Origin of the sequence: Mycetocola tolaasinivorans (assembly GCF_003667565.1) — a bacterium.
Taxonomy (GTDB): domain Bacteria; phylum Actinomycetota; class Actinomycetes; order Actinomycetales; family Microbacteriaceae; genus Mycetocola; species Mycetocola tolaasinivorans.
This window is the reverse complement of the sequence record NZ_RCUX01000012.1, coordinates 33,034-47,519: the sequence shown is the minus strand read 5'-3', so window position 1 is coordinate 47,519 and position 14,486 is coordinate 33,034. Positions and strand designations below refer to the sequence as shown.

Genomic DNA, 14,486 nt, shown 5'->3' with positions numbered 1-14,486 from the left:
CCGGTGTCGGGGTGCCCTGGGTGCCCCGACACCGGCTCTTCCCCTCGTGCCGGCCGGATCTCCCGGCCGGCACGAGGTAGTCTCGAAAGGCTTTCAACCGTGGGTAAAAAAACTCTCGCTCCCCGCTCCCTTGGAATCCGCATCGTCACCGTAGTGGCGGTTCTCTTCACCGGCTGGCACGTCCTCGCCTCATTCCTCTGGATAGCACCGCCCACTCCCCTGCGTGACGTTGTTCCAGGCAACGCGCTCACCAGCTATATGATCCCCATGTTCGGCCAGTCCTGGAGCGTATTTGCTCCCGAGCCGATCAATGGCGACTACCGATTTGAGGTACGCGCCTGGGCTGCCCCGAATGGCGGCGAACCCGAACTTCAAGACTGGGTGGATGCCACCGCGGTCGAGCTCTCAATGCTCCGAAACAACCTGTTCCCGCCGCGGGCCGGTATCCAGTCCAGTGAGCTCGCCAGCACGGTCAAGGGTCGATATGACGCGCTGACCGATGAGCAGAAGAAGGTCGTTGCCCTGGGCTATTTCAAGGGCGATGATGCCGAGGCCAGGATGGGCGAGGCGCTCGGAGGCGGCGGCCAAAACGCCGCGGTCAACAACTATCTCTTCGCGGACCGGATGGCCCGTGCCTATGCAACCCAGGTTGCCACAGCGCTGTGGGGCACCCCCGATCGAGTGCAGTTCCGCGTGAGCCGCACAAACGTCATTCCGTTTGCCGAACGCAACAATCCCGAGGCCAAGCGCCCGGCCGCGCAGGTGGCGGATATCGGCTGGCGTGCCGACCTCGTCAAGGAGGGCCAGTCAGATGCGGCCTTCGGCGATATCTTCCGTGCTCAGTATGAGGGGATCAACAAATGAGCGAAAGGGTTCGCCTGAGTCCGCAGCAGTGGCTGCGCACGATGGGCACGATGCTGGCCGGTCTGATCCGTGACGGCTGGAAGCTCCTGATCTCCCTGCCCGTTCGCGGCTGGCGGTTTGCCGAATCCTGGCTGCTGGATTCTAAGAAGGCCCGTTACGGCATCGCCGTCTCCCGGATCGTCTTTGGCGTCACCGGGCTGGGCCTGCTGCTCACAAACTTCCGCACCCGCCTGTACTCATTCGGATCGGGTTCGGTATGGAATGACGAGGTCGCCAACATCAAGAGCGATTTCCCAAAAATCTGGATCTTCAGTTCGTTCCACAACGCCATCACCAACGATGTCGCCTACACCGCACTGTACGTCTTGCTGATGCTGCTCGCGGTGCTGGTAATTCTGGGGTGGCGCATCAAGATTGTCCTGCCGGTGTACTTCGTCCTCTGGGTCAGCTTCATTGAGGCCAACGATATGATCGGCGATCAGGGCGACAACATGTACCGCATCGCCCTGTTCTTCTTCCTCTTCGCCGACACCGCCGGCCGCTGGTCGCTGGACGCTCGTCGCCGGAGAAAGAACGGCACCCAGCGGATCCTGCCGCGCGAGGTCAGCAATCTTTTCCACAACCTCGTTTTGGTGATCCTGACCGCACAGGTATCGTTCGTGTATGTCTCAGGTGCCCTCTACAAGGCCGGCGGAACACCGTGGTCAAGTGGATACGCGATCTACAACCCGCTCTCCACCGAGCGGTTCGGGACCTGGCCGTTCCTCACCGAACTGATCACCACCTGGGCACCCCTGGTGGCGTTCCTTACCGTCGGCTCGATGATCATGCAGATGTGCTTCCCGCTGATGCTGCTGACCCGCCCGACCCGCATCATCGCCCTGATCGCGATCATGAGCTTCCACATCGGCATCGGTGTGACGATGGGCCTGCCCTGGTTCTCGCTGACGATGATCGCGATCGACTTCATCTTCATCCGCGACCGCACCTGGAAGGGCCTCATCGACCGTATCCACGGCGGCTACCGCGAGGCACGCCTCGAGGCCACCGGGCCCGGGGGCGGGGCCGAAGACGACTCCACGGCCGCAACGTCCGTGGCACAGCCGGGCCCTGTCACCGCAGCGGGGAAGGCAAAGAAGACGAAGCAGACGGCCCCAGCTCGCACCGGGGACGAGGAGGGGGAAGAAACCCCCGTCACCAAGGAAGAGCGTGAACTGGTACCCACGCCCTCGGTAGCCTCCCGTCCGCGCACTCGTGCCGCGGGCAGTACCCGCAAGCGCGGAGTGGCTCCCGCCTCCTAAGCGGGCATCGCCCCCCAAAAAAACATCGCGGCCGCGGAGGGAATACCCTCCGCGGCCTCGACGTTTATCCGGCCCTAACGCTCGATCGCGGCCAGCGTCTGGCGGGCGATCTCGAGCTCCTCATTGGTGGGGACCACGAGCACGGTCACCTCGGAGTCATCGGTGGAGATGATCTTCGGGCCGCCGCGGCCCTCGTTGCGTTCGGCGTCGATCCTGATGCCCAGGCGCTCCAGCCCGGCCAGCGCACGAGCGCGCACCCGGGGGCTGTTTTCACCCACGCCGGCGGTGAACACGATGGTGTCGACCCGTTCGAGATCAACGTAGTACTTACCCACGTAGCCGCGCAGGCGGTGGTTGTAGACGTCCAGGGCGGTGATTGCGATCTCGTCCCCCTCGGCGGCGCGAGCCTCAAGGTCACGCATATCGGCGGCACCGGAGAGGCCGAGCAGGCCGCTCTTACGGTTCAACAGCGTGTCAATATCCGAGGCCGAAAGGCCCGCCACCCGCTGCAGGTGCACCAGTACCGCCGGGTCCACGTCACCGCTGCGCGTGCCCATGACCAGACCCTCGAGCGGGGTGAAGCCCATCGAGGTGTCCACGGATTCGCCGCCGCGCACGGCGGTGGCCGATGCGCCGTTACCCAGGTGCAGGATGATCTGGTTGAGCTCGGAGACATCCTTGCCCAGGAACTCCGCCGTGGCCCGCGACACATACTGGTGCGAGGTGCCGTGGAAACCGTAGCGACGCACGCGGTGGCGATCGGCCAGATCGCGGTCGATCGCATACCGGTAGGCCTTCTCGGGAAGGGTCGAGTGGAACGCCGTATCGAAGATCGCGACGTGCGGCACGGAGGGGAAGGCCCGCTCGGCCGCGACGATACCGTCGAGGTTCGCCGGGTTGTGCAGCGGCGCCAGCTCGGCGAGATCCTGAATGTTGATCTTCACCAGGTCGGTGATCCGGGTGGCCTCGAAGAAGCGCTTACCGCCGTGCACCACGCGGTGACCCACCGCGATCACCGGATGCTCCTCAACCGAGGGGCCGTGCGCCGCAAAGCGCTCCAGCATCGCCGCAAACGCGTCGACGTGATTTGCGATCGGCACCTCGGAGACGAACGGGGCATCCGCATGGGATTCCACGTTGCGGTGGGTAACCACCGCGATGTCCTCACCGATGCGCTCGATCAGACCGGAGGCCAAAACCTGCTCCCCGACCATCTCAATCAGCTGATACTTCAGCGACGAGGAGCCAGAGTTCACTACCAAAACCGCGGACATGATGTTCCTTACTGCTCGTTTGTGGCCGCGGCACCCGCCTGAATGGCGGTGATGGCAACGGTGTTCACAATGTCCTGGACCAGGGCCCCACGGGACAGATCGTTGATCGGCTTGTTCAGTCCCTGCAGGACCGGCCCGATCGCGACCGCGCCAGCGGAACGCTGCACGGCCTTATAGGTGTTGTTTCCGGTGTTGAGATCCGGGAAGACAAAGACGGTGGCGCGGCCGGCAACCTTCGAGCCCGGCAGCTTCGCGGCGGCGACCGCGGCATCGGCGGCCGCATCGTACTGAATCGGCCCCTCCACCTCGAGGTCCGGGCGACGCTCGCGCACCAGCTCGGTCGCGGCACGAACCTTCTCCACATCCGCGCCCGAACCCGAGGTTCCGGTGGAGTAGGAGAGCATCGCGATCTTCGGCGCCACACCAAACTGGGAGGCGGTCTCGGCCGAGGAGATCGCGATATCCGCGAGCTGCGGGGAGTCCGGATCCGGAATCACGGCGCAGTCACCGTAGACGAGAACGCGGTCGGCGAGGGCCATCAGGAACACGCTGGACACCACGTTCACACCCGGACGGGTCTTGATGATCTCAAAGCCCGGACGAATAGTGTGCGCGGTGGTGTGCGCGGCACCCGAGACCATGCCGTCGGCGAGGCCGAGGTGCACCATCAGCGTGCCAAAATATGAGACGTCGTTAACAATCTCGCGCGCCTTCTCGACCGTCATGCCTCGATGCGCGCGCAGGCGCGCATACTCCTCGGCAAAACGAATGGTGAGTACCGGGTCAAACGGCGACAACACCTCGGCACGAGAAATGTCGAGACCCAGCTCGATGGCGCGCGAACGCACCTCGAAGGGCTCGCCGAGGATCGTGATCCGAGCCACCTCGCGGGCCAGCAGGATGTGGGCGGCACGCAGAATGCGGTCGTCCCCTCCCTCGGGCAGCACGATGTGACGCCGGGCCTGACGAGCCCGCTCGATCAGCCCATACTCAAACATCAGCGGGGTGACCACGCCGGTGGTGGAAACCTGCAGCAGATCGAGCAGGCGATCAACCTGAACGTTCTGTTCAAACAGCGCGAGCGCTGAGTCGTACTTTCGCGGCGACTCGGCGGCCAGACGGCCGCGAGTACGGGTAATCCGCACGGCGGTCTGGTAGCTGCCGTACTCGGTGGCGATGATCGGGGTGACCGACTTCAGGCCGTTGAGCAGACGCTGCACTGGCTCTGGAAGCTCAAAGCCACCGTTCAAGATAATGCCCGAGATCGACGGGAAGTTATCGGAGGCGTGCGCGAGCAGCACGGCCAGGAGCACGTCGCTGCGGTCACCCGGAACCATGACCACGGCGCCCTCGGTGAGGCGCGGCAGCACGTTTTCCATTGACATCGCGGCGAGGACAACGCCGAGCGCCTCGCGGCGCAGCAGGTCGGAGTCACCGCTGATCATGGTGCCGTCCACGGCGTTCAGGATCGACTGCATACTCGGGGCCACGAGGAAGGGATCCTCGGGGATCGCCCAGACCGGCGGGCGCGCACCCGAACCAACGGGCAGTGCGCTCTCGATCGCCTCGACGATCTCGACCGAACGCGCGGCCTCGGCACGGTTCGCGACGACGGCCAGCAGGTGGGCGTGCTCGCTGTGCAGCTCCTGCAGTGCCTGCTCCATGACCTGACGCATATCGTCGGGCTCGCGGGCGGCGGACAGACCCAGCTCCTCACCGGTGCCGGGGCCCTCACGGCCACCCAGCACCAGCAGCACCGGGACACCCAGGTTCGCGGCAATGCGCGCGTTGAAGCCAAACTCAGCAGGGCCGGCGACGTCGGTGTAGTCGGAGCCCAGCACCACGACCGCGTCACACTGCGCTTCGACGGCCTTATAGCGGGCGACGATGTTGGCCAGGGCCTCATCGGAATCGCGGTGAACGTCCTCGTAGGTGACACCCACGCAGTCGTCGTAGTTCAGCGACACGCTCTCGTGCTTCACCAGCAGTTCCAGCACGTAGTCGCGGTCGCTGCCCTCATCGATACGCACGATGGGACGGAAGATGCCGACTCGGGGGACGCGCCGACTCAGTGCGTCTAGAACCCCCAGTGCAACCGTCGATTTTCCGGTGTGGCCTTCGGCCGCGGTGATATAGATACTCTGCGCCATTACGCTCCGTACGGGTGGGTGTTCCTCAAATCCCTCCGAGCCAACGGGTGGCGGGCCCGGAAAGCAAACGACCCCTCGCGCACCCGCCAGAGCCCGGTTACCCTTGCTACGTTTCCGTCCTGGGGGAGTTGGCCTGGATGACGCCACGCGAGGAGTCATCAGTTAGCTTACCCGATTTTACTCTGGATCACATTTCAGCAACAGTGCCGGGGTGTTGACGAACGATCGTTTGTCGCATCCGACGCGCCCCGACACTCCCGGTTAGGAACTCGCCCCACCTTCTGGGTATGATGTTGTTCGTTGCCTCGTGCAACCGCCTTGGAGAATTCGCCTAGTGGCCTATGGCGCACGCTTGGAAAGCGTGTTGGGTGTTACAGCCCTCGGGGGTTCGAATCCCCCATTCTCCGCCACAAAAAATCCCCTGGTTATCCAGGGGATTTTGGCTTTTCCGGACGCGGTTTTCGCGTGCACTCTCCCGCGAATGCGCCGCCAAGATCGCCGCGCACCCCGTGCCCGCGGCCTCACATTCGCGACGCGGAGGCGGCATTTTCACCCCCGCCCACCGCGCCAATTCCGCTTGCTGAACATCACCCGTGAAGTGGGGGTGAGCTCACCGCGGCCGTGTCGCACCACGTACGCATGGCTCGCGCTACGAATAGACGCTCCCCCGGATTCTATTGTGTTTTTGGTGTTTGCGATTAGAGTGCAGGTATGGATCAGACGCTGATGAGTACCGGCACCGCCGCTGTTTTGCTGGGCGTATCGCGCCAGCACGTCGTCGATCTGTGCGAGCGCGGCGAGCTACCCTTCACACGCGTGGGAAAGCATCGGCGCATTTCCCCGCGTGATATTGAAAACCTGACGAATCCCCTCACACCTGACGAACAGCGGTCTCTCTGGCTGCACGAGGTCGTCTTGGGGCAGCTCATTCTGGATCCAGAACGCGTAATAAGGATCGCTCGTCAGAACCTTCACCGTTGGCAGGGGCTCCACCGCAGCGATGGGATGAGCGTTCACTATCTAAATCAGTGGGAGGCAATTCTTGATCGCGGCATCGATGATGTTCGACGCGCGCTGGTCGGCATCGATCGGCAGTCGATCGAGCTCAGACAAAATAGTCCTTTCGCGGGAGTGCTCACGGAGAAACAGCGGGCAAAAGTGCTGCGCAATTTCGCCGCTCATCGCGCCGAACCTCACGGGTTGCTGATCGCATGAATCGAAATCAGCTCGCGCACCTGCTGAGGGCGGCATCACGCGTAGTTGAGGACGCGAACGTCCTCGTCATTGGATCCCAATCTATTCTCGGAACGTATGAGGAAGATGATCTGCCTGTCGAAGCGACGACCTCGATTGAAGCCGATATCGCCTTCCTCGATGACCCCGCGCGGTCCAAGGCAGACAGGGTTGAGGGTGCGATTGGGGAATTCAGCGGTTTTCACGCGATGAACGGAATCTACGCCGAGAGAATTCATATCGAAACCGCGGTTCTTCCGGCAGGGTGGAGACATCGGCTCGTCCAGTGGGACCTGCAATCATCTCACCCTGCAACGCCACATTTTCTCGACCCACATGATCTTGCGATAAGCAAGCTTATCGCCGCACGCGAGAAAGATGTCGCCTTTGTAAATGCACTTATTAGAGCGCACTTACTCGAGGTGCCCGTTCTCGTGGAACGCGCGCGACTCGTTGACGATGCAGAAGCTCTTCGCCGAGAGCGCGTACTCGCCCATCTGAGTAGCTACTGACCCGAGAGGATTCTCCATGCCACTGCCCGTAGAGATCGCCGAACGCCTCGATGCCCTCACCTCGGCCACGCGACGCGACGATGCGCTCACGCTGATCGAGACCCTGCGCCGCGTTACCGGGCTGGAACCCCACCTCTGGAAGGGGATCATCAGCTTCGGCGAGTACCACTACCGATACGAGAGCGGGCACTCCGGCACCGCTCCCGCGGCGGGCTTCGCGCCACGGGCGTCCGCAACGGTGATCTACCTGGCGGACGGCATCGGCACCTATGCGGCAGAACTCGCCCTACTGGGCCCGCACAAGACCGGCGTCGGGTGCCTCTATATCGCGCGACTGGACCGCGTCGATGTGGCCGTGCTGGAGAGTATTCTCGCCCGCTCATTTGCCGCGGTGACCGCGGGAACCTTCCTGCAGCGTGCACGCGACGGAGAGCCCGCAAAAGCGACTGATTAGACGGCATTAGCCTCGCACCGAGTTGCCGACATATTGATACTTTTTGTCCACCATTTGAGGTACGTAAGTTCACTAGGATCGACGTATGTTGTACTGGGGGGACCGCCGTGAAGCCGTGCTGTCCGAAATCACACGGATCATCGCCGACGAGAGCTGGGATGATCTCGCGCCCATTGTCGACCACTCATTTTTTGCGCTCTCCGTCACCGATCCCGACGTCGTGCACGATCTGTGGCAGCACGTGCCCGACGGTTGGCTGAACGAGCATCCCCGCTACCTGATGTCCGCTGCGATCGCGCGCAGTGGCAAACTCGGGTACATCGCGGTTCATGCGGAGGCCCAGAGACGCTTTGAGCACTGGGTAGAGCAAACGCCGCGGCCCGAGACCCGGGACCTCCTCGGCGTCCTCACCACGCGTATGCGTCAGGCGCACGCCGCGGGGCAGTTCCTGCGCGCGGCACAGCTCGCGGATGAGGCGGAACGACTCATCCACACGACAACCGAAACGAGCGGTTTCGACGACGTACTTCCCTCCGTCCTGCTCCTCAACGGGATCGCGTTCCTCCTCACCGGACACCTGCGGCGAGCGCGCGAGTGTTTCTCGGAGTCCTGGCGCTGGGCGACACACGTAATGCCCCATCCCGTTGCGCCGATCGCGGCCGAGCATCTCGCCCTGTGCCTCGCCCTCATGCATGAGTTTTCCGAGGCCCAGCACTGGCTTGACCTGGCGCGGAAGGAGACCCCCACTCGGCACGTGCCCTCGAATCGCTACCCGATGACGGGGCTTCTCGCCGAAGGCCTCATCGCCATCGAGCACGCGGATGATGTGGCCACCGGACGCGTCCTAGACGCCATCGGCTGCCGCGTTTCGGACACCGGGTTTTGGTGGCTCGAAGTGCACGTGCGCGCCCGAGCCGCACTTCACCGCGGGGTCTCCGGCCCGGCCATCCTGTTTGTCGAACGTGAGCTCTCCTCGCGTGCCCGACTGGCGGGGCCCGAGTCCGCGGCCGGGATGCTGCTGCGCGCCGACCTCGCCGATCTCTATCAGCTCGTGGGGAACCTCCCCGCGGCCCATCGAATTCTGGAGCGTACCGGTCTACCGGAAGAGCACCCACTCCTCGCAACCAGCAGGGTGCGGCTGAGCCTGTTAGAGGGAAACCCGCGAGCCGCGCTCGACCGTCTCACCCGCGAGGCCGCGCGCGACACCGAGGCGGGGGCATCCCTGCACACCCGCTGGGCCGTGCTGCGTGCTTCGGCTCTCGGGCAGATGGGCTCCCCCGCAGCGGAAACCGCAATTCGTGAGGCAGCGGAGCTGATCCAGTTCCGGTCCGCCCCCAGCGCACCCGGTGAGGCCGACCCAGCCACGCGGCGGGCGATCCAGGAGCTCCTTCGGACTCCGCCGACCCTCAGCCTGCTTGCCTACCCCTATGGCCGCAGTTCTCGGCTCACGGCGCGGGAGAATGACGTGCTCGGTCTCCTCAGCGCCGAGGCCACGCTGCCCGAAATCGCCGCCGGCATGCACGTCTCCATCAATACGCTGAAGTCACACCTGCGCAGCCTGTATCGCAAGCTCGGTGTGACCACCCGTGAGGAGGCCGTGCGGGTCGCTCGCCATCGTGCGGGTTCCGGGGTCACCGAAACGGCCGCGCCGACACCGGTGACCGGATAGCTGCCACCCCGCGCACGCACGCGTCGGGCCGCCCACCAGTGATGAGCGGCCCGACGTGTGAGATATACGGATGCGACCTCCAAGCGCTCGCACCCGGACGACTCACCTAGGAATCATGCGTCATCCGGCGACGGCCGAAGACCAGTACTGCTCCGGCAAGAAGCAGAACGGCGGTGGCGAGGCCGATCGGACCGGAGAGGTCGGCACCGGTCGACACCAGTTCCGGAGCCGCCTCAGGCACCGGGGTCGGAGTCGGGGTCGGAGTCGGGGTCGGAGTCGGTACAACGGACGGCTCCGGAGTCGGCACCACGACCGGTCCCGGAGTCGTGACGGCGACGGTTGAGGGATCCGAGGTGACCGGGTTACCCGGGTTACCCGGGGTGTGCGCCGAACCGGTTGCGGTGTTGGTGAGCGATCCAGCATCCAGGTCAGCCTGGGTAACCGCGTATGTCGCGGTGCAGGTGGCCTGCGCACCCGGAATGAGCTGTGCAGCCTCGGCCGGGCACACCACGTCCGAGAGCTCGCCGGTACCGCTAAAGTCACCCTCGGTGACCGAGGCATCCGCCAGCGTCACGTTCCCGGTGTTGGTCAGCAGGAACGAGTAGGTGACGGTCTCGCCCACCCGGGTGACGGTGGTCACATCCGCGGTCTTCACCACGGTCAGTGCCGGCGCGGGGTTTGCCGGAACGAGGGCATCGGACGGGTCCGAAACCGGCGGGGTCGCACGGGTACCCGCCGGCGGGGTTCCGGTGGCCGTAGCCGAGTTCGTGATCGAGCCGGCGTCCACATCCTCCTGCACCACGGTGTAGGTTGCCTCACAGGTGAGCTGCGCCCCCGGTGCCAGGGCACCGGTCGGGCACTCCACGGCGGAGAGTTCACCCGCACCGCTGAACGCACCCTCGGTAACCGAAACGTCGGTCAGGGTGAGGTTTCCGGTGTTGGTCACCACGAAGGAGTAGGTGACCTGCTGGCCGACCTCAATCCCCTTCTGCGCCGCCTCATCCGCGGACTTCACCACGGTCAGAGCGGGGTGTGCATCGACGTCCACCACGGCGGTGGAGGGCTCCGAAACCGGTGCCGGAACCGCGGGGTTGACCGGGGTACCGGTTGCGGTCGCGGTGTTGCGCAGCGAGCCCTGATCGATGTCGGCCTGGGTGGCCACGTAGGTTGCGGTGCAGGTGACCTGAGCCGCCGGAGCGAGGGTTCCCGCCGGGCAGATCACGTCGGAGAGCTTACCGGAGCCGGTGAAGTCGCCCTCGGTGATTGCAATGTCCCGCAGGGTGATGTTTCCGGTGTTGGTCACCCGGAACGCATAGGAGACGCTCTCACCGGCCGCCGTGAGCTGTGCCGGGGTCGCCGACTTCACCACGGACAGCGCCGGTGCCGCGGGGGCTTCCACGACGGCGGTGGACGGTACCGAAACCGGCGGGGTGACCGCGGGGTTGGTCGGGGTACCGGTAACGGTGGCGGAGTTATTCAGCGATCCGCGATCCACATCGGCCTGGGTGGCCACGTAGGTAGCGGTGCAGGTAACCTCTGCCGCGGGGGCCAGGGTTGTCGCCGGGCAGACGATATCCGACAGTTCGCCGGTGCCGTCAAATTCGCCCTCGTTCACCGTCACATCGTGCAGGGTGATGTCCCCCGTGTTGGTGACCAGGAACGAGTAGGTGACGCTCTCACCGGCAGCGGTGATCTGCGCGGGCGAAGCGGACTTCACGACGCTCAGGGCGGGTGCGGGGTCCGAGGTGGGGACACTCACCGTCGAGGGTGGCGAGACCGGTGCCTCACCGCGGGGCGGGATGCCCGTGGCGGTGGCGGAGTTGGTGACCGAACCGGCCTCATAGTCGGCCTGGGTGATCGTGTACGTCGCCGTGCAGGTGATCGCGGCGGCCGGGGCCAGCAGAGCGGCACCCGCCGGGCAGACGATATCCGACAGTTCGCCGGTACCGGAGAACTCGGCGTCGTTCACGCTCACGTCGCGCAGCGCGACGTTACCGGTGTTCGTTACCAGGAATGAGTAGGTCACAACATCGCCCGGGGTGACGTCCGCGGCGGGTTCGGCCGACTTCACCACGGTGAGCTTCGGGTCCTGCTCGGCGAACACCACGGTGGTGTTTGCGGGCGGGTTCAGTCCGACGCTGGTGATGTTGTCCGGGCCGTTGGTGTAGCTTCCGGCGGTCTCCGAGGTCACCGGCACGGTGATCGTGCAGGACCGCATGCCCTGCGAGAGGTTGCCGGTTACCCCGATGGTGGACTCGCCGGGTTCAGCGGTCACAACGCCCGCGGGGCAGGTGGTCGCGGTGGTGCCCTCGGCGACGGTCAGCCCGGTGGGCAGGGCGTCGGTGAAGGACCAGCCGTTCTTCGACGCAAGCTCCTCGGTGTTGGTCACGGTAAACGTCAGGGTCGATACCTCGCCGGCCACGCGCTGAGCGGGGCTGAACGACTTATCGAGCTGCGGGGTGGCATCCAGCAGACGGATGTTGTCAAACGAGTGATCGTTTCCAACGCCCGATCCGTTGTTGTTGAGCATCCGGATCCCGACCGAGTTATCGGTCAGCAGAACCGAACCGTTGCTCGTACTGGTTCCCACGGACACCGTCTGCGCGATGCTCTGGCCGATTGCCGGCACCGAGATCGACCGCTGCCCCTGGCAACCGTTGATCTGGCTTCCGGCCGGGACAACGGCGCTCGGGGTGACCAGCTGGAACTGCAGCAGCGGTGCCGAGACGTTACAGTTCACCGCGGCGACATCCACCGAGAAGACCACGAATCGGCCGTTGCTGTTGAGTTCGATCGGGTCGACGGTCTCAAACTCGACCCGTCCGACGCCGGGGTTTCCCGCGGTGTAGGCGGACACGGCAAAGTTCGTCTGGGGATTCGCATTGTCGTTGTATACGCCGAGGGCGTACGCCATCTGCAGAATGTTGTTCCAGTCACGGGCGTTCCGGCAGTCGGCTACCGGGCCCGCGGCGTTTACGGACTGGGTGGCCTGGGTAATCCAGCCGTTGCAGTCGCGCAGCCACACGTCATCGGCGGTATAGCGCTGGCCCTGAGCGCCGACGTACTGGTCGAGCTTCACGATGGGCTCGGCACCCGGCCGGTTCTGGAAGTCTTCCTGGTAGAGCACGGTCGATGCCTGAGGCACCCCGGGCTGTCCGGGAACGGTGGCCTGTGCGGCGGATCCGATTCCCACAATTGAGAGCGCCGCGAGGGCGGTGACGGCGGTGGCACCGAGGATTCGGTTCCCCAGGCTTCGCCCCCTCCGCGACGTCGGGTGTTGGTGTGTACCAACAAACATTTTTGCCTCCATAAGTGCGTATATGAACGGGCATGGGCATCGTCAAAACACGCAGATCCCACCCAGCCCACACTCAGTTAATTGGGCACCGGAAGATCGATTCACATAAAACCTGTGATCTCACCTGAGATTCCACCCCGGGGTGAGGGGCGGCCACCCCCTCTCCTCACCCCGTGTCCGAAAGGGCGTCACGACGCGCATCCCCTCCGCTAGGCTGGAAGGCTCGGCTGCCGAGCACCCTTCTCGAATAAGGAGCCAGCATGACCGATTCCACGCCCTCACCGCTCACCGATGAGTCACGCGATATCAACCGTGCCAACTGGGACGCCCGCGCACCGCTGCACATCGACTCTCCGGGCTACGCCGTGAACGCCCTGATCGGCGACCCCACGCGGCTATCCGAGGTTGTTGCCTACGATCGCGCACGCCTCGGTGACATCACCGGCCTGCGCACCGTGCACCTGCAGTGCCACATCGGCACCGACACCATCTCGCTCGCACGCCTCGGTGCCGTCTCGGTCACCGGCCTCGACCTCTCCCCCGCCTCGATCGCCGGTGCCCGGGACATCGCCGCCCGCGCGGGCGTCGACGCCACCTTCGTGGAATCCGATGTCTACCGCGCCACCGAGGTGCTGGGAACCGAGGTGTTTGATCTCGTCTACACCGGTATTGGTGCACTGTGCTGGCTGCCCGATATCCGCGCCTGGGCACACACCGTCGCCACCCTGTTGGCCCCCGGCGGCCGCCTCTTCATCCGCGAGGGACACCCCATGCTCTGGGCCATCGATGAAACCCGCAGCGAGGGCCTCGTGGTGGGCTACCCCTACTTCGAGCAGCCCGAACCCAGCGTCTGGGACGACGACAGCACCTATGTCGAGACCGACACCCCGCTCACCGCGACCCTCACCCACGATTGGAATCACGGGCTCGGCGAGATCATCGGCGCGCTGCTGGCCGAGGGGCTCACCATCACCGGCCTCGAGGAGCACCGCAGCGTGCCCTGGGAGGCCCTCCCCGGCCGCATGCACCATATTGGCGACGGGGAGTGGGCACTCACCGAGCACAACGAGCGCCTTCCACTGACCTATACGCTGCAGGCGGTCAAGGCCGGCTAACTCGAGGATTCCGCACCGGCCCACGAAACGGTTAGTGTGTGAGGGCAGAGAACGGAGAATCATGCCCGAGCACACCACGCTTCCCCTCGTGGGTCACCCGGATCGTCGGTCATTCTGGCGTGCCTATCTGGTCTACGCCGTGGTCATGCTGCCCTTCTTCGTGCTGCTCTACGGCCTCGCCGGCAACTCCGGTGAGGTGCTCACCGTGCTCCTGGTGCACATCGGGTTGTTGCTCCTGGGTGGCCTCGCCGGTGTCCGCTTTGTCCGTACCACCATCTGGCTCGATGAGGACGGCCTGCACGAGCGCGGTTTCCTCGGCCGGGTGAGCTTCCTCCCCACCGAACGGATCGGCAGCCACGTCGTTCTCGACCTCCACCGCGCCCTCGCCTCCCGCACCACCCCGCAGCTCTTTGTGCTCGACACCGACGATCGGCTGTTCTGCCGCATGCGTGGGGAGTACTGGTCACGCGGAAAGATCGACCGGTTCTCGGCCGCCCTGCCCGGCGAGTGCACCCGACCCACGCACCCCTTCACACTCGACGAGCTGCAGCGCAACCACTCTGACCTCCTCTACTGGTACGAGCGCAGTCCCTTCCGCCTTGCGTAGCGCTAGCGT

At 64.8% G+C, this 14,486-nt stretch carries 11 protein-coding genes, 1 tRNA gene and 1 other RNA gene; 9 read left to right on the top strand and 4 right to left on the bottom strand.

Translation table 11 applies throughout. The features are described from left to right. The first annotated feature begins 99 nt into the window (after positions 1-99). Together D9V32_RS13775 and D9V32_RS13770 are read left to right on the top strand one after the other, a co-directional pair. On the top strand, positions 100-864 hold the full coding sequence (locus tag D9V32_RS13775; protein WP_121649494.1) for a DUF5819 family protein: 765 nt from the start codon (positions 100-102) through the stop codon (positions 862-864). Beyond that, positions 861-2,165, top strand: coding sequence for an HTTM domain-containing protein (locus D9V32_RS13770; protein WP_121649493.1), 1,305 nt, complete (start codon positions 861-863; stop codon positions 2,163-2,165). The genes D9V32_RS13775 and D9V32_RS13770 overlap by 4 nt, the downstream gene beginning before the upstream one ends. A 74-nt stretch (positions 2,166-2,239) precedes the next feature. Here D9V32_RS13770 and D9V32_RS13765 read toward each other — a convergent pair whose 3' ends face one another. From D9V32_RS13765 to ffs, 3 genes are all read right to left on the bottom strand, one after another. Beyond that, positions 2,240-3,439 (bottom strand): acetate/propionate family kinase, encoded by a 1,200-nt coding sequence (locus D9V32_RS13765; protein WP_121649492.1) that lies wholly within the window; start codon positions 3,437-3,439, stop codon positions 2,240-2,242. A gap of 8 nt (positions 3,440-3,447) precedes the next feature. Beyond that, positions 3,448-5,589, bottom strand: coding sequence for a phosphate acetyltransferase (gene pta / locus D9V32_RS13760; RefSeq protein WP_121649491.1), 2,142 nt, complete (start codon positions 5,587-5,589; stop codon positions 3,448-3,450). A 63-nt stretch (positions 5,590-5,652) separates the two neighbouring features. After that, positions 5,653-5,749, bottom strand: an RNA gene (ffs, locus tag D9V32_RS13755) — signal recognition particle sRNA small type. A 160-nt stretch (positions 5,750-5,909) separates the two neighbouring features. Between ffs and D9V32_RS13750 the strand changes: the two genes are divergently transcribed. The 5 genes from D9V32_RS13750 to D9V32_RS13730 all read left to right on the top strand — a co-directional run bounded on the left by D9V32_RS13750 (position 5,910) and on the right by D9V32_RS13730 (position 9,457). Beyond that, positions 5,910-5,999: transfer RNA gene (locus D9V32_RS13750), tRNA-Ser, on the top strand. Between the two features lie 301 nt (positions 6,000-6,300). After that, a complete protein-coding gene (locus D9V32_RS13745; RefSeq protein ID WP_121649490.1) occupies positions 6,301-6,804 on the top strand; it encodes an excisionase family DNA-binding protein in 504 nt (167 codons plus the stop codon). Beyond that, positions 6,801-7,334 carry a DUF6036 family nucleotidyltransferase gene (locus D9V32_RS13740; protein WP_121649489.1) on the top strand — a complete coding sequence of 178 codons (534 nt, stop codon included), beginning with the start codon at positions 6,801-6,803 and terminating at the stop codon, positions 7,332-7,334. The genes D9V32_RS13745 and D9V32_RS13740 overlap by 4 nt, the downstream gene beginning before the upstream one ends. Positions 7,335-7,350: 16 nt before the next feature. Further along, positions 7,351-7,788 (top strand): DUF1801 domain-containing protein, encoded by a 438-nt coding sequence (locus D9V32_RS13735; protein ID WP_121649488.1) that lies wholly within the window; start codon positions 7,351-7,353, stop codon positions 7,786-7,788. Positions 7,789-7,873: 85 nt separating this feature from the next. Then, the gene (locus tag D9V32_RS13730) at positions 7,874-9,457 is read left to right on the top strand and encodes a helix-turn-helix transcriptional regulator (RefSeq protein WP_121649487.1); all 1,584 of its coding nucleotides are present in this window, start codon (positions 7,874-7,876) and stop codon (positions 9,455-9,457) included. Between the two features lie 106 nt (positions 9,458-9,563). Here the strand turns inward: D9V32_RS13730 and D9V32_RS13725 are convergent, their stop codons facing one another. Continuing rightward, positions 9,564-12,755 carry a DUF7507 domain-containing protein gene (locus D9V32_RS13725; protein ID WP_183086325.1) on the bottom strand — a complete coding sequence of 1,064 codons (3,192 nt, stop codon included), beginning with the start codon at positions 12,753-12,755 and terminating at the stop codon, positions 9,564-9,566. Positions 12,756-13,015: 260 nt separating this feature from the next. On the opposite strand from D9V32_RS13725, the gene D9V32_RS13720 reads away from it, so the two are divergent. Together D9V32_RS13720 and D9V32_RS13715 are read left to right on the top strand one after the other, a co-directional pair. Then, entirely contained in the window at positions 13,016-13,870 is an 855-nt protein-coding gene (locus D9V32_RS13720) for a class I SAM-dependent methyltransferase (RefSeq protein WP_121649485.1), read from the top strand. A 61-nt stretch (positions 13,871-13,931) separates the two neighbouring features. Further along, positions 13,932-14,477 carry a hypothetical protein gene (locus D9V32_RS13715; RefSeq protein WP_121649484.1) on the top strand — a complete coding sequence of 182 codons (546 nt, stop codon included), beginning with the start codon at positions 13,932-13,934 and terminating at the stop codon, positions 14,475-14,477. Positions 14,478-14,486 lie beyond the last annotated feature (9 nt).

What these genes read in the sequence shown, in the direction of transcription:
- D9V32_RS13770 (WP_121649493.1), top strand. Translation starts at nt 861, where the DNA reads ATGAGCGAAAGGGTTCGCCTGAGTCCGCAGCAGTGGCTGCGCACGATG.
- D9V32_RS13765 (WP_121649492.1), bottom strand. Translation starts at nt 3,439, where the DNA reads ATGTCCGCGGTTTTGGTAGTGAACTCTGGCTCCTCGTCGCTGAAGTAT.
- pta (WP_121649491.1), bottom strand. Translation starts at nt 5,589, where the DNA reads ATGGCGCAGAGTATCTATATCACCGCGGCCGAAGGCCACACCGGAAAA.
- D9V32_RS13745 (WP_121649490.1), top strand. Translation starts at nt 6,301, where the DNA reads ATGGATCAGACGCTGATGAGTACCGGCACCGCCGCTGTTTTGCTGGGC.
- D9V32_RS13740 (WP_121649489.1), top strand. Translation starts at nt 6,801, where the DNA reads ATGAATCGAAATCAGCTCGCGCACCTGCTGAGGGCGGCATCACGCGTA.
- D9V32_RS13735 (WP_121649488.1), top strand. Translation starts at nt 7,351, where the DNA reads ATGCCACTGCCCGTAGAGATCGCCGAACGCCTCGATGCCCTCACCTCG.
- D9V32_RS13730 (WP_121649487.1), top strand. Translation starts at nt 7,874, where the DNA reads ATGTTGTACTGGGGGGACCGCCGTGAAGCCGTGCTGTCCGAAATCACA.
- D9V32_RS13725 (WP_183086325.1), bottom strand. Translation starts at nt 12,755, where the DNA reads ATGTTTGTTGGTACACACCAACACCCGACGTCGCGGAGGGGGCGAAGC.
- D9V32_RS13720 (WP_121649485.1), top strand. Translation starts at nt 13,016, where the DNA reads ATGACCGATTCCACGCCCTCACCGCTCACCGATGAGTCACGCGATATC.
- D9V32_RS13715 (WP_121649484.1), top strand. Translation starts at nt 13,932, where the DNA reads ATGCCCGAGCACACCACGCTTCCCCTCGTGGGTCACCCGGATCGTCGG.